The following is a 15,739-nucleotide window of genomic DNA, read 5'->3' on the forward strand; positions in this document are numbered from 1 at the left end:
TTCGTATTAATTTGCGGTTTCTTTAATTTCGATTGGATCAGCATAATGTGCTAAACCAAAATTACGCGTCAAACATTCTTCTGGATTATTAATATGCCATTCAAACTCATCACGGAAATGACGAATTGCCGCTGCAACTGGCCAAGCCGCTGCATCACCTAATGGACAAATTGTATTCCCTTCGATTTTACGTTGCACATCCCATAACAATTCGATATCAGACATTTTTCCTTTTCCTTCATCGATTCGTTTCAAGATTTTTTCCATCCAACCTGTTCCTTCGCGACATGGTGAACATTGTCCACACGATTCGTGACGATAGAAACGAGCTAATGTATATGTATGATAAACAACGTCTTGATCTTCGTCTAACACGATAAATCCTCCAGACCCCATCATTGTTCCTGTTTGGAAACCTCCTTCTGATAAACTTTCGTAATTCATATAACGAGGTTTACCTTCGGCAGTTTTTAACAATAAGTTTGCTGGAACAATTGGCACAGAACTTCCGCCGGGAATACATGCTTTAAGACGTTTTCCATTTGGAATTCCTCCACAATATTCATCTGAATAAATAAATTCTTCAACCGTAATGGTCATATCAATTTCATAAACGCCTGGTTTATTAATATTACCACAAGCTGAAATTAATTTTGTTCCTGTAGAACGCCCAACTCCAATTTTAGAATATGCTTCTCCTCCAATCTCAATAATTGGAACAATTGCAGCAATAGTTTCTACATTATTTACAACTGTTGGTCTTCCCCATAAACCTTTAACAGCTGGGAAAGGTGGTTTTAGACGTGGATTTCCACGTTTACCTTCTAACGATTCTAACAATGCCGTTTCCTCACCACAGATATAAGCTCCACCTCCACGTTGAACATAAATTTCGCAATCGAAACCAGTTCCTTGAATGTTTTTTCCTAACCAACCTGCAGCTTTTGCTTCGTCGATTGCTTCTTCTAAAATTTCTGCAACCCACGCATATTCTCCACGGATATAAATAAATGATGTATTAGAACCTAAACAGAATGATGAAATTAACACTCCTTCAATTAATAAATGAGGAATATATTCCATCAAGAAACGGTCTTTGAACGTTCCTGGTTCAGATTCGTCTGCATTTACTACTAAGTGTCTTGGAACACCTTCTGGCTTTGCCAAAAAGCTCCATTTCATTCCAGTTGGGAAACCTGCTCCACCACGACCTCTTAAACCAGAAGTTTTTACTTCTTCTAAGATTTCATCCGTTGTCATTTTAAATGCTTTCTCAGCATTTGCATAACCACCATTTTCGCGGTAAGCTTGGTAATGACGAATACCTGGAACATCAATATTTTTTAACAGTAATTTTTGTCCCATTATGCTAATTTTTTCAATTCCTCGATTAATTCGTCTACTTTCTCGATCGTTAAATTCTCACGATACGTTTTTCCTAACTGTAGCATTGGCGCGTAACCACATGCTCCTAAACATTCGGCTGGTTTTAATGTAAATAAACCATCTGCCGAAGTTCCTCCAGCTTCGATATTTAATTTTGTTTTGATGTGCTCGATAATTTTGTCTGAACCTCTTAACATACAAGGTCCTGTTTGACAAACTTCTAACACAAATTTCCCTACAGGATTTAAGTTAAACATCGAATAAAATGAAGCTACTTCGTAAACTTCTACTGGTAAAATATTCAATACTTCTGCAACATAATCTAAATGAGGTGTGTCTAACCAACCACCAAACTCAGCTTGTGCCACATGAAGCAAAGGAATCAATGCACTTTGTTTTTTATCCTCTGGATAACGTGCAATGATTTTATCTACTTTTTGTTGTGTCTCTTCTGAAAATTGAATTGCCATTTTTAATAATTTTTATTAAGCATCTAATTCTCCAGCGATCAAATTCAAACTACTCATTGTAATAATGGCATCTGAAATCATTGATCCTTCGATCAATTCTGGATAAGCTTGATAATAAATGAAACAAGGTCTACGGAAATGTAAACGGTATGGCGAACGTCCACCATCAGAAACAAAATAATAACCCAACTCGCCATTTGCAGCTTCTATTGAATTATAAATTTCTCCTTTTGGCATATCTACCTCTCCCATAATAATTTTGAAGTGATAGATTAACGCTTCCATTTTTGTGTAAACATCTTTCTTTAGTGGTAAATAGAAGTCTGGAGCATCGGCATGATATTGCGTAGCTTCTTCTCCTTCTAATGCATCAATCTTTGCAATTGCTTGCTTGATGATACTTAAACTTTGCCACATTTCTTGACCACGAACTAAGAATCTATCGTAACAATCACCCGTTGTACCAACTGGAATATCAAATTCGAATTCTTCGTAACGAGAATATGGTTTCGCTACACGAACATCATAATCTACACCAGCCGCACGTAAATTTGGTCCTGTGAAACCATAATTTAATGCACGCTCAGCCGAAATTCCTCCAACTCCTTGTGTACGATCCATAAAAATACGGTTACGTAAAAATAAATTTTCAAACTCTGTTAAGACATCTGGAAACTCTCTCACGAAACGATGGATTTTTGTCCAAGCAACTTCAGAAAAATCACGTTCGAAACCACCGATACGACCAATATTTGTTGTTAAACGAGAACCACAAATTTCTTCGTAAATCTCATAAATCAACTCACGATATTTCATCATATAAAGGAATCCTGTAAATGCTCCTGTATCAACACCCATAATCGAATTACATACGATATGATCTGCCATACGAGCCAATTCCATAATGATAACACGCAAATAAGAAACACGTTTTGGAACTTCAATTCCAACGAATTTCTCAACTGTCATGTGCCAACCTAAGTTATTTAACGGCGCTGAACAATAATTCAAACGGTCTGTCAAAGGTGTAATTTGGTACAAAGGTTTGCGTTCAGCAATTTTCTCAAAAGCACGGTGAATATACCCAACTGTAGGAACCGCAGATTTGATGATTTCACCATCAATCTCTAAAATATTTTGAAATACCCCATGTGTTGCAGGATGTGTAGGTCCTAAGTTTAAGGTAATTGTGCTTTTTTCTAACGAACCATCTGGAAGATCAAGATGCTTTAATTTTTTAGTTTTCTCTTTTCCCATGGTTAATTTGCTTTTACATTAAAACCTCCATAATTGAAATCACCACCACGACCAAACATATCGTCGTCTTTGTCTTTACGCGTTTGATCCTCTAATGGGAACTCTTTGCGTAATGGATGATAATCCATTTCTGGAACATTCATGACACGAATCAAATTTGGATGTCCTACAAAATCAACTCCATAGAAATCATACGCTTCGCGCTCTAACCAGTTAGCCGTTTCGAATAATTTAGTTGCTGTAAAAATCGAAGGTTTTTCGATTGGTAAAGCAAATTTTAATCGAACTTCAACTCCTTCGTATAGATTATAAACTAAATAGGTTACAACCAATTCTTCTCCAACATTATTAGGATAATGAATCGCTGTTAAGTCCTTCAAAAATTTGAAAGACAATTGCTCATCATCATATAAATATTGTAAAATCTTTAGATTGAAATCTTTGTTAGCGTATAAAGTCAATACACCGAAATGCTCTTCGTATCCGTATATATTTTCTTGAAACTTCTGAACCAAACGGTCTTTTATAAATGAATTGTCCATTATTTCAACTTATTTAATTCCATAACTTGCTAAAAGTTGTTGATATTCTTCGCTACTTCTACGACGAACACTTTCGCTCTCTACCAACTCCTGAATACGCATTACACCATCGATAATTGCTTCTGGACGAGGCGGACAACCTGGCACATAAACGTCTACTGGAATTACTTCATCAATTCCTTGTAAAACTGAATATGTATCAAAAATTCCTCCCGAACTTGCACAAGCTCCAACAGCAATTACCCAACGAGGTTCTGCCATTTGAATGTAAACTTGCTTCAGAACTGGCGCCATTTTTTTAGAAATTGTACCCATTACCATCAACAAATCGCACTGACGAGGCGTAAAAGCCAAACGTTCAGATCCAAAACGTGCCAAATCGTATGTCGAACCCATAGTCGCCATAAACTCGATTCCGCAACAACTTGTCGCAAATGGTAAAGGCCAAATAGAGTTTTTACGCGCTAATCCAACTACTTTTGATAGTTGCATTGCCATAAAACCTTCACCTTCAAAACCACCTGGAGACTCTACAATCTTCACATTGGTATTGTGTGTTACTGGTCTTTTATTATGAATCATTATACTATTATTTTAGAATTTTAATCGCTCTATTTTTCCCAATTAAGAGCTCCTTTTTTGCGTACATACAAGTACATCACAAAGAATAATCCAACGAATGTTACAACTGCTGCAAAACCTTCCCAACCTAATTCTTTGAAATTCGCTGCATACGGGTAAAAGAAGATCACCTCTACGTCAAATAACACGAACAAAATGGCTACTAGGAAGTATTTAATTGCAAATGGCTGTCTTGCATTTCCTACTTTCTCAATCCCAGACTCGAAATTCTCTAATTTTTCGTCTGTCTTTCTGGACGGCCCAAGCAAATGTGTCGCAACGATAGTACCCGCTACAAACGCAAAAGCAACCACAAAAAGGATGAGAATAGGAATATAACTTGATGCTGTTTCCATAACTACTTTACTATTTTTCCAACTAATATTTTATCGATAAAAATAATAATAAAATATCATATTATTTATGTAAATTAGTTTTCAGCTAGTTATAGTTCTTTATATGATAAATTATATATTATTTATCTATATCGGAAGTTTGATGATTGAATAAAAAAAGGAGAACTAACAACTTGGTCAATTCTCCCTATGTATTTTATTAGATTACTAATTAAAACTTAAAAAAGTTAATGAATTAATAAATTTTGTAGATTTTGTAGTGCTTCGTGCACAGTTTTGATATGCTCAAATCGTACTAACAATGTTGGATACTCTTCTCCTTTTTTGGGTGATTTTTCCTTAAAACTGATGTTTTTAGGGTTATTTTGAACGTAATTTAAAATTAATCTAAATTCGTCTGACTGATAAAATTCGCTTTGTGGTTTATTAATAAAATAAGCCAATAAAACTCCATTTTTCATCACCAAACGTTCGAAACCTAATTTTTTACTGATCCATTTCAATTGAATTGATTCCAATAAATTTTCGGCTTCAATTGGTAATTTTCCGAAGCGATCGATCAAATTATTTTTAAACGTTTGTAAATCTGTTTCAGTTTCGATATCAGCTAATTCTTTGTATAACAACAAACGTTCTTCCGAACTTTCAATGTACTCATCTGGGAACATAATCTGTAAATCCGAATCAATTTGTACATCCGAAACATATGATTTTACCTCTCCCGATTTTTTATCTTCGAACAAATCTTTGAAATCTGTTTCTTTCAATTCTTCAATCGCTTCATTCAAGATTTTTTGATACGTTTCGAAACCGATATCCATCATAAATCCTGTTTGTTCAGCACCTAAAAGATTTCCTGCTCCACGAATTTCTAAATCTTTCATTGCAATATTAAATCCAGAACCTAAATCAGAAAACTGCTCGATTGCTTGCAAACGTTTACGCGCTTCGTCCGTTAAAACCGAAAGTGGGGGCGCAACCAAATAACAAAACGCTTTGCGGTTACTACGACCAACACGTCCACGCATTTGATGCAAATCTGCCAAACCGAAATTCTGCGCATCATTAATTAAAATCGTATTCGCATTCGGAACATCCAAACCAGATTCGATAATAGTTGTGGACACAAAAACATCATATCGACCATCAATAAAATCGAGCAAAACAGCCTCTAATTCTTTTCCATCCATCTGTCCATGACCAATCGCCACACGCGCATCAGGAACTAATCGTTGCACCATTCCTGCAATATCTTTCAACGATTGCACACGATTGTGAATGATATAAACTTGTCCACCACGTTGCATTTCGTACATAATCGCATCACGAAAAATCTCTTCATTAAAACCAACCAATTGCGTATCGACAGGTTGTCTATTGGGCGGAGGAGTTTTGATGACCGATAAATCTCGCGCAGCCATCAACGAGAATTGAAGTGTACGCGGAATTGGCGTTGCTGTCAACGTTAATGTATCAATATTTTCGCGAAGTGTTTTCAATTTATCTTTTACACCAACACCAAATTTATGCTCTTCATCCACAATTAATAATCCTAAATCTTTGTACTCAATTTTTGGATTAACCAATTGATGCGTCCCAATCACAATATCAACTTGACCAGATTTTAAGCCATCCAAAACCGCTTTTTTCTTTGCCCCTGTTACAAATCGATTGAGATAAGCAACTTTCACAGGCAAATCTCGTAAACGCTCTGAAAATGTTTTGAAATGTTGAAAAGCCAAAATCGTTGTTGGAACCAAAACAGCAACTTGTTTTCCGTCTACCGCAGCTTTCATGGCCGCACGAATCGCAACCTCTGTTTTCCCAAAACCAACATCTCCACAAACCAAACGATCCATTGGACGTTCCGATTCCATATCAGCTTTTACATCTTGCGTCGCTTTGTACTGATCAGGCGTATCTTCATAAATAAAAGATGCTTCCAACTCATTTTGCAAATACGTATCAGGCGAATACGCAAAACCTTTTCTAGCACGACGTTTCGCATATAATTTAATCAAATCGAAGGCAATTTCTTTTACTTTCGCTTTGGTTTTATTCTTTAAATTTTTCCAAGCTGGCGAACCAAGTTTCGAGATTTTTGGCTCAGCGCCATCTTTTCCTCTAAACTTCGCAATTTTATGCAACGAATGAATATTAACGTACAGAATATCATTATTTTGATAAATCAATTTGATTGATTCTTGCGTTACGCCATTATTATTCAATCTTACCAAACCAGCAAATTTCCCGATCCCATAATCAATATGCGTCACAAAATCTCCAACTTGCAACGAATTAATTTCCTTTAGCGTAATCGCTTCTTTTTTGGAAAATGAATTTCGAAGATTAAATTTATGATATCGACCAAAAATCTGATGATCTGTATAACATGCTAATTTGATTTCTTCATCAATAAAACCTTGATAAATAGAACCCAAAACCGGAATATACGAAACTTCTTTTCCGATATCATCAAAGATTTCTTCGAAACGTTTGATTTGATTTTCATTGGAGCAAATCAGTGCATTTTTGAAACCTTCGGTTTTGTGTTCATTCAAATCATCAATTAATAATTCGAATTGCTTGTTAAAACTTGGTTGAGGTTTGAATGGTGATTCTATTTCTTCAACTGTTTCAAAATAAGATTTCATCGAACATTCTATCACTCCAAACGATGAAATTTGTTGAAGAAAACCATTTTCATTCAAAAATAATTGATTCGGTTCTGCTTGTTTAATTTCTCCTTGTAATTCTGAAAAAGCAGCCTCCGCTTGTTCAAAATTCTTAGTAATTTGTTTTGCTAAAACAGAAATATTTTTGGCGATGATTAAACTATCTTTTGAAATATATTCTAAAAAACTCTCTCGCTTTTCATTAATCGATTTACTTTCGAGATTCGGAATAATCGTAATTTCTTTTGTCGTTGCAATAGACAATTGATTCTCGATATCAAACGTTCTGATGGTTTCCACCTCATCACCAAACAACGAAATACGATAAGGGTGTTCATTCGAAAACGAAAAAACATCTATAATTCCTCCACGAATCGAGAATTCTCCCGGCTCAGAAACAAAATCAACACGATGAAAATTATAAGAGGATAAAACTTCCGTTAAGAAATCAATCCCCAAATCATTCCCAACCTTTACTTTAAGCGTATTCGTAGAAAGCGCTTTTTTTGTTACCACTTTTTCAGACAAGGCTTCTGCGTACGTCACCACAATTTTTGGTCGTTTCGAATGCGATAACACATTTAAAACCTCTGTTCTGATGACAACATTCGCATTATTTACTTCTTCAATTTCGTAAGGACGCTTGTAAGATGACGGGAAAAATAGAATTTGTTCTTTATCAAACAAAGTTTCCAAATCATTCAACACATAAGCCGCTTCTTCTTTGTCATCAAAAATTAGAATCGTTGGTCGCGCAACACGATCATATAAATGACCCGTTAAAATGCTCAATCCTGAACCTAAAAAACCTTTGATATTGACTTTATGCTGTGGATTATTTTTAAAATTGACAATAAGCTTCTGTACGAAATCTGAAGAATCGTATAAGCTAAAAACGTTGTGAATAGTTTTCTGTTCCAAAGTTTTGCAAATATAAAATTTTATAAACTTATTTTTAAACAATCTTCAAAAAAAGCAATGTTAAAATGCGAATTTTTAATTAATAAAAAATTTTCGGAAAATTTATAAAAAAAGTTGAGCTAAGTTAAAAAAATTAATCCTAGCTTTGATTTATCAAAAAAAGAAAATGAAATTAGTTCACAACATTATCAACTTGATTATTTTAGTCATTCTTATTCCAAGGAGTGGTAATTAGTTGTGTACGTACAAAATAACAATTAAAGCCACTTCTTAACGAGGTGGCTTTTTTTTATGGAGAAAAATTAATTAAACAATATTATGCAAAACAATTTCGTCATTATTATCATTATTATTTTAGTCTTAGTCTTACGATTAGGAAAGGTGGTTTTATGACGAATTTTTTGAACGATTTTTTATGAGCCACCTTAATTTAAGGTGGCTTTTTTATGTTTTTAATACAAACAATGTCAAATAAACAGTGATGAAAAACAACAACGAAGCACTAAACAAACACAGCCGAACCGTTACGCAAAATGACACTTTACCCGCGTCACAAGCGATGTTACATGGGATTGGCCTAACCAACGAAGACCTAAAAAAACCACTAATTGGAATTGCAAGTATGGGGTACGATGGAAATACTTGCAATATGCATCTGAATCAATTTGCACAGTTGGTACAAGACGGAATGAAAGCCGAAAACCTGATCGGATTGAAGTTCAATACTATCGGAATTAGCGATGGAATTACCAACGGAACTTCTGGAATGCGCTACTCTTTGGTAAGTAGAGAAATCATCGCAGATTCAATCGAAACTGTTTGTGCAGGACACTTTTACGATGGAGTAATCACAATACCAGGTTGTGATAAAAACATGCCTGGATCGATTATGGCAATGGGACGTTTGAATCGTCCTTCAATCATGATTTATGGTGGAACAATTGCTCCTGGACATTACAAAGAAGAAGAATTAAACATTGTCTCTGCATTTGAAGCATTAGGTAAAAAATTAAACGGAAATCTTGATGACAAAGATTTTTGTGGAATCATTCAGAATGCATGTCCTGGTCCAGGTGCTTGCGGCGGAATGTACACAGCAAACACAATGGCAGCGGCGATTGAAGCAATGGGAATGAGTTTACCTTATTCTTCATCTTATCCCGCGCTTAGTCAAGAAAAGAAAAATGAATGTACAACTGCAGCGCATTATCTAAGAGTTTTATTAGAAAAAGATATTAAACCAAGTGATATCATCACGAAGAATTCGTTAGAGAATGCGATTAAAACAATTGTTGTTTTAGGCGGGAGTACAAATGCTGTTTTGCACTTATTAGCAATTGCGGCTACAATGAACATCGAATTATCATTGGATGATATACAAGCAATAAACGATAAAACACCAGTAATAGCAGACTTAAAACCTAGTGGAAAATACTTGATGGAACATTTGAGTAAAGTTGGTGGAGTTCCTGCGGTTTTGAAATACATGTTACAAGAAGGATTAATCGATGGAAGCTGTTTAACGGTTACTGGAAAAACATTAGCAGAAAATTTAGCATCAGTTCCTGATTTAGATTTCTCTAAGCAAAATATTATTCGTCCATTATCTAATCCCGTAAAAGAAACTGGACACTTACAAATGCTTTACGGAAACCTTGCTCCAGGCGGATCAGTATCAAAAATATCTGGAAAAGAAGGTTTCTATTTCAAAGGAAAAGCACAAGTTTTTAATAGCGAAGTTGAAGTTCTGAAAGCAATCGAAGATTTACAAATCAAAGCTGGAAGTGTTATCGTCATCCGAAACGAAGGACCAAAAGGAGGTCCTGGAATGCCAGAAATGTTGAAACCAACCTCTGCCATTATCGGCGCAGGATTAGGAGATAAAGTCGCTTTAATTACTGATGGACGATTTAGTGGCGGAACGCACGGATTTGTCGTCGGCCACATCACACCAGAAGCTTTTGAAGGAGGTCCAATCGCATTAGTCGAAAATGATGACCTCATAGAAATTGACATCAACAAGAATGAATTAAACCTTTTGGTTGATGAAAAAACATTAGAAAATCGAAAAAATAACTGGAAACAACCCGCATTAAAAGTAAAAAATGGAGTCTTATACAAATACGCAAAGCAAGTCGGAAACGCTTCAGAAGGATGTCTTACTGACCAATAAACCAACTCAAATTTCAGGTTCACAAGCAATTATTAATGCTTTATTAGCAGAAGGAGTTTCAACAGTTTTTGGCTATCCTGGTGGTGCAATTATGCCTATATACGATGCTTTGTATGATTACAAAGATAAATTAGAACACATTTTAGTTCGTCATGAACAAGGTGGTATTCATGCTGCGCAAGGTTATGCAAGAACTTCAGGAAAAGTAGGTGTAGCTTTTGCTACGAGTGGGCCAGGCGCAACGAATTTAGTAACCGGAATTGCTGATGCCATGATTGATAGTAATCCTATCGTATGTATCACAGGACAAGTTTTCGCTTCTCTTTTAGGAACGGATGCTTTTCAAGAAACTGATGTTATCAACATTACTAATCCCATCACGAAATGGAATTATCAAATTACTGATGCGGAAGAAATCAATGATGTTTTAGCAAAAGCTTTTCATATCGCACGCTCTGGAAGACCAGGACCTGTGTTGATTGACATTACAAAAAATGCTCAAATACAACTTATCGAAAAGAAAAAGTATGAGAAATGCACACACGTCCGCAGTTATAGGCCAGAACCAGAAATAAGAACTAAATATATAAAAGCTGCTGCAGAACTTATTAATCAAGCTAAAAAACCATTTGCAATTATTGGTCAAGGAATTATGCTTGGAAAGGCTGAACAAGAATTAAAAGATTTCTTAGAAAAATCTGGAATTCCTGTCGCATCAACTTTAATGGGATTAAGTTCTTTGGATACAGATCATCCACAATATGTTGGTTTATTGGGAATGCATGGAAATTATGCGCCGAATGTCAAAACAAATGATTGCGATGTATTAATTGCTATTGGGATGAGGTTTGATGACCGCGTAACCGGACGTTTAGACAAATATGCAAAACAAGCGAAAGTCATTCATCTTGATATTGATCCTGCAGAAATTGGAAAAAATGTAAAAATTGCTGTACCGGTTTGGGGAGATTGTAAAAAAACACTTCCGTTATTAACAAATTTAATTGATCCTAATGATCACTCTCAATGGTTAAAAGAATTTAGAGATCTCGAAAAAGAAGAACGTACAGAAGTTATTGAAAAAGAATTCCATCCAACAACTGATGTGATGTCTATGGCTGAAGTTATTAACACCTTAAATGAGTTAACAAACGGAGAAGCAGTAATTGTGACAGACGTTGGGCAACATCAAATGTCGGCTTGTCGTTATGCTAAATTCAAAGACTCTAAACTTTTGGTTACATCGGGCGGATTAGGAACAATGGGCTTTGGATTACCTGCTGCAATTGGAGCATGGTACGGAGCACCAGAAAAAGACATTGTCATGGTTTGTGGAGATGGTGGTTTCCAAATGACGTTACAAGAAATGGGAACGATTATGCAATTCGGAGCTAAAGTAAAAATGTTAATTCTAAACAATAGCTTCCTTGGAATGGTGCGTCAATGGCAAGAATTATTCAACGACAAACGCTATTCTTTCGTAGATATTACAAGTCCAGATTTTGTTGCGCTTGCAAAAGCGTATCAAATAGAAGGTCAAAAAATAGAGGCGAGAAATGACTTGAAAAATGCATTAAAAGAAATGTTAGAACATGATGGTTCATATCTTTTAGAAGTTATAGTAGGAAAAGAAAATAATGTATTTCCTATGGTAGAACAAGGTACAAGTGTTTCTGAAATTAGATTAAAATAAATTATTATGGACTCAAAACAAGAATATACAATTACGTTATATACAGAAAATTCCATAGGAATTTTAGGAAGAGTTGCAGGAATTTTTACTCGACGAAAAATTAATATTGAAAGTTTAAGCACTTCTCCATCAGAAATAGAAAATGTACACCGATTTACAATTGTGATTGAAGAATCTGAAGAAGTCGTTCGAAAACTTTGTATGCAAATCGAGAAACAAATCGATGTTCTTAAAGCTTATTTCAATAATAATGATGAATTAATCTGGCAAGAACAAGCTTTATACAAAGTGCCAACGAATATTATTGCTGAAAAGGCATACGTAGAACGTTTATTGCGTCAATATGGTGCAAATACAGTTGTGATTCGCAATGATTATACGGTTTTTGAAACAGCTGGTCATCGTGAAGAAATTGATAATCTAACACAAGAATTAACGAAATATGGCTTAATAGAATTTGTTAGAGGAGCCAGAATAGCGATTATCAAAGCGAGTGCTGGTTTTCATGAAAAATTATTACAATTCGAGAAAGACGAGCCATCAAAAGAAGTAATCGAAAATGAATTCCTAAACGAAGGAACCTCAGTTTTCACAATGTAAAGACGAACAATTCAACAAATAAATTTTATTAAAAAATACAAAAATGACTAATTACTTTAATTCTCTATCATTAAGAGATCAATTATATCAACTTGGACAAGCAGAATTTCTAAATAACTCTGAATTCGCAAAAGGTACAGACGCATTAAAAGGCAAAAAAATTGTAATTGTAGGTTGCGGTGCGCAAGGATTAAACCAAGGATTAAATCTACGCGACAGCGGTTTAGACGTTTCGTACGCGTTACGTAAAGAAGCCATTGAACAACAAAGAGATTCTTGGAAAAATGCAACAAGTCATAATTTTACAGTTGGTACTTTCGAGGAATTAATCCCAAATGCTGATGTTGTGGCAAATTTAACACCAGACAAACAACACACGCAAGTAGTTAATACTATTCAACCTCTTATAAAAGAAGGCGCTACACTTTTATATTCTCATGGATTCAATATCGTAGAAGAAGGTGTGCAAATTCGTAAAGATATTACGGTAATCATGGTTGCTCCAAAATGTCCTGGTTCAGAAGTTCGTGCAGAATATTTAAGAGGATTTGGAGTTCCTACATTAATTGCTGTTCATCCAGAGAATGATCCCGAAGGAAAAGGACTTGACCAAGCAAAAGCATATTGTGCAGGGACTGGTGGTCATAGAGCGGGAGTTTTAAAATCGTCATTTGTTGCAGAAGTAAAGTCTGATTTAATGGGAGAACAAACCATTCTATGCGGTCTTTTACAAACAGGTTCTATTCTTTCTTTCGATAAAATGGTTGAAAACGGAATTGACCCAGGTTACGCTTCAAAATTGGTTCAATATGGTGTGGAAGTAATAACAGAAGCCTTAAAACATGGTGGAGTTAGCGGTATGATGGATAGATTAAGTAATCCTGCTAAAGTGAAAGCTTTTGAATTATCAGAAGAACTAAAAGATATTATGCGTCCATTATTCCAAAAACATCAAGATGATATTATTTCGGGTGAATTTAGTAAAACAATGATGGAAGATTGGGCTAATGATGACAAAAACTTATTAAAATGGAGAGCTGAAACTGGTGAAACTGCTTTTGAAAAAACACCTGCAGGCGACGCAAATATTACAGAACAAGAATATTTTGATAACTATACATTAATGGTTGCTTTTGTTCGTGCTGGAGTTGAATTAGCTTTTGAAACAATGGTAGAAGCTGGAATTAAACCTGAATCAGCTTACTACGAATCATTACACGAAACACCATTGATTGCGAATACAATTGCTCGTAAAAAATTATTCGAAATGAATCGTGTGATTTCTGATACAGCAGAATATGGTTGTTATCTTTTCGATCAAGCTTGTAAACCTTTGTTAAAAGATTTCATGACAAAAGTAAACGTAGATGTTGTTGGGAAAAATTACAACGAAGGAAAAGACAATGCTGTTGATAATGCGACATTGGTACATATAAATGATGTTTTACGTAGTCATCCTGTCGAAACTGTAGGAAAAAAACTTCGTAAAGCAATGACTACTATGAAAACTATAAAAACGGCATAGTCAAATATTAAAATAAACATCTTATGCATTTTGAATTAAAATTCGTCAATTCGAGTGATTTTTAGTTCAGTACAAACTGAATAAAAATTGTATCGAGAATAGAATTTCAACTTCTAAAACCTTATTCTCGATACAGAATTCCACTCGAACTGACGGTTTTATTGCTAAAATTATCAAAATGCACAATAGGTTATAAATAACTAACAAAGAGTGAATTATGGCAAATGGACTTAGAAATGAAAAAACTGAGACCTTAGGCGTTTCGCTTGACGAAGTAAACTTAGCACAAATGAATTTGAAAGGAGTTGCCAAAAACACTCCTTTCGATTTCAATGAAAATTTAAGTCGTCAATTTGAAGCGAATGTCTATCTAAAACGAGAAGATTTACAAGTCGTCCGTTCGTACAAATTGCGTGGTGCTTATAATAAAATCGTTCAGTTATCAGAACAAGAAAAAAATAATGGTGTGATCTGCGCAAGTGCAGGAAATCATGCACAAGGTGTGGCGTATTCGTGTCAACAATTAAACATTAAAGGTAAAATTGTGATGCCAACCACGACACCTCAACAAAAAATAAAACAAGTAAAATGGTTTGGGAAAGATCAAATCGAAATCATTTTACATGGCGATACATTTGATGATGCTTCAGCTTTTGCGCATCAATTATCACAAGAAGGAAATATTACTTTTATTCATCCTTTTGATGATGAAAAAGTAATTGCAGGACAAGGAACAGTTGCATTAGAAATTTTGAATCAATGCGATCAATCAATCGATTATATTTTCGTTCCTATTGGTGGAGGTGGTTTAGCTTCTGGTGTTATTTCTGTTTTAAAATCATTAAGTCCAAACACCAAAATTATTGGTATAGAACCGAGTGGAGCAGCAAGTATGGCAGAAGCTATCAAACAAAAAAAATCTGTTGCATTAGCGAAGATTGATCCTTTTGTGGACGGTGCAGCTGTAAAAAAAGCAGGCGAAAAAACCTATAAAATCTGTGCAGAAGGTTTAGAAACAACTTGCGCAGTTCCGGAAGGAAAAGTTTGTTCGAGCATTTTGCGTTTGTACAATGAAGATGCAATTGTTGTAGAACCAGCAGGCGCTTTGAGTGTTTCGGCTTTAGATTTTTTTAAGGAAGAAATCAAAGGAAAAAATGTGGTTTGTGTGCTTAGCGGAAGCAACAACGACATTACGCGAATGGAAGAAATAAAAGAAAGAAGTTTGCAATATGAAGGTTTGAAACACTATTTCATTATCAATTTTCCTCAACGTGCCGGCGCTTTAAAAGAATTAGTGAACGAAGTTTTGGGTGAAAATGATGACATTACCTATTTTCAATACACACAAAAAAATAACAAAGAAACAGGTCCAGCAGTAGTTGGCATTGAATTAGACAAAAAAGAAGATTTAGATGGTTTAATTTTTAGATTAGAAAATCATCATTTCGAATATCAATATCTTAACACAGACAACACACTTTTTTCATTAATGATTGGATAATTTATCCATCATTAATATA

The 15,739-nt window shown here is 35.0% G+C and carries 12 protein-coding genes; 5 read left to right on the forward strand and 7 right to left on the reverse strand.

The features are described from left to right. Window positions 1–6: 6 nt before the first annotated feature. The 7 genes from nuoF to mfd all read right to left on the reverse strand — a co-directional run bounded on the left by nuoF (window position 7) and on the right by mfd (window position 8,228). Window positions 7–1,365 (reverse strand): NADH-quinone oxidoreductase subunit NuoF, encoded by a 1,359-nt coding sequence (gene nuoF / locus B4A23_RS16160; RefSeq protein WP_038333361.1) that lies wholly within the window; start codon window positions 1,363–1,365, stop codon window positions 7–9. Beyond that, a complete protein-coding gene (gene nuoE / locus B4A23_RS16165) occupies window positions 1,365–1,856 on the reverse strand; it encodes a complex I 24 kDa subunit family protein (RefSeq protein WP_038333366.1) in 492 nt (163 codons plus the stop codon). Before nuoE ends, nuoF begins: the two co-directional genes overlap by 1 nt. 15 nt (window positions 1,857–1,871) lie before the next feature. Further along, window positions 1,872–3,113, reverse strand: a complete 1,242-nt coding sequence (locus B4A23_RS16170; protein WP_038333370.1) for an NADH-quinone oxidoreductase subunit D — start codon at window positions 3,111–3,113, stop codon at window positions 1,872–1,874. 2 nt (window positions 3,114–3,115) lie between these two features. Further along, entirely contained in the window at window positions 3,116–3,655 is a 540-nt protein-coding gene (locus B4A23_RS16175) for an NADH-quinone oxidoreductase subunit C (protein WP_038333373.1), read from the reverse strand. Between the two features lie 9 nt (window positions 3,656–3,664). Next, window positions 3,665–4,237, reverse strand: a complete 573-nt coding sequence (locus tag B4A23_RS16180) for an NADH-quinone oxidoreductase subunit B (RefSeq protein ID WP_038333376.1) — start codon at window positions 4,235–4,237, stop codon at window positions 3,665–3,667. Window positions 4,238–4,266: 29 nt separating this feature from the next. After that, on the reverse strand, window positions 4,267–4,632 hold the full coding sequence (locus B4A23_RS16185) for an NADH-quinone oxidoreductase subunit A (RefSeq protein ID WP_038333379.1): 366 nt from the start codon (window positions 4,630–4,632) through the stop codon (window positions 4,267–4,269). Between the two features lie 227 nt (window positions 4,633–4,859). Then, on the reverse strand, window positions 4,860–8,228 hold the full coding sequence (gene mfd / locus B4A23_RS16190) for a transcription-repair coupling factor (RefSeq protein WP_291121419.1): 3,369 nt from the start codon (window positions 8,226–8,228) through the stop codon (window positions 4,860–4,862). Window positions 8,229–8,709: 481 nt separating this feature from the next. Here mfd and ilvD point away from each other — a divergent pair, with 481 nt between their 5' ends. The 5 genes from ilvD to ilvA all read left to right on the forward strand — a co-directional run bounded on the left by ilvD (window position 8,710) and on the right by ilvA (window position 15,720). After that, complete coding sequence (ilvD, locus tag B4A23_RS16195) at window positions 8,710–10,401, forward strand: dihydroxy-acid dehydratase (protein WP_291121421.1); 1,692 nt, start codon at window positions 8,710–8,712, stop codon at window positions 10,399–10,401. Continuing rightward, on the forward strand, window positions 10,334–12,094 hold the full coding sequence (gene ilvB / locus B4A23_RS16200; RefSeq protein WP_291121424.1) for a biosynthetic-type acetolactate synthase large subunit: 1,761 nt from the start codon (window positions 10,334–10,336) through the stop codon (window positions 12,092–12,094). Before ilvD ends, ilvB begins: the two co-directional genes overlap by 68 nt. Window positions 12,095–12,100: 6 nt before the next feature. Further along, entirely contained in the window at window positions 12,101–12,694 is a 594-nt protein-coding gene (ilvN, locus tag B4A23_RS16205) for an acetolactate synthase small subunit (protein WP_180905464.1), read from the forward strand. Window positions 12,695–12,737: 43 nt separating this feature from the next. After that, window positions 12,738–14,219: a ketol-acid reductoisomerase gene (gene ilvC, locus B4A23_RS16210; RefSeq protein ID WP_291121426.1), complete on the forward strand. Its 1,482-nt coding sequence runs from the start codon at window positions 12,738–12,740 to the stop codon at window positions 14,217–14,219. Between the two features lie 217 nt (window positions 14,220–14,436). Beyond that, window positions 14,437–15,720, forward strand: coding sequence for a threonine ammonia-lyase IlvA (gene ilvA / locus B4A23_RS16215; RefSeq protein WP_291121428.1), 1,284 nt, complete (start codon window positions 14,437–14,439; stop codon window positions 15,718–15,720). The last annotated feature ends 19 nt before the right edge of the window (window positions 15,721–15,739 follow it).

Source organism: Empedobacter sp. UBA7248 (assembly GCF_002472945.1).
In the GTDB taxonomy this organism is placed as follows: Bacteria; Bacteroidota; Bacteroidia; order Flavobacteriales; family Weeksellaceae; genus Empedobacter; species Empedobacter falsenii_C.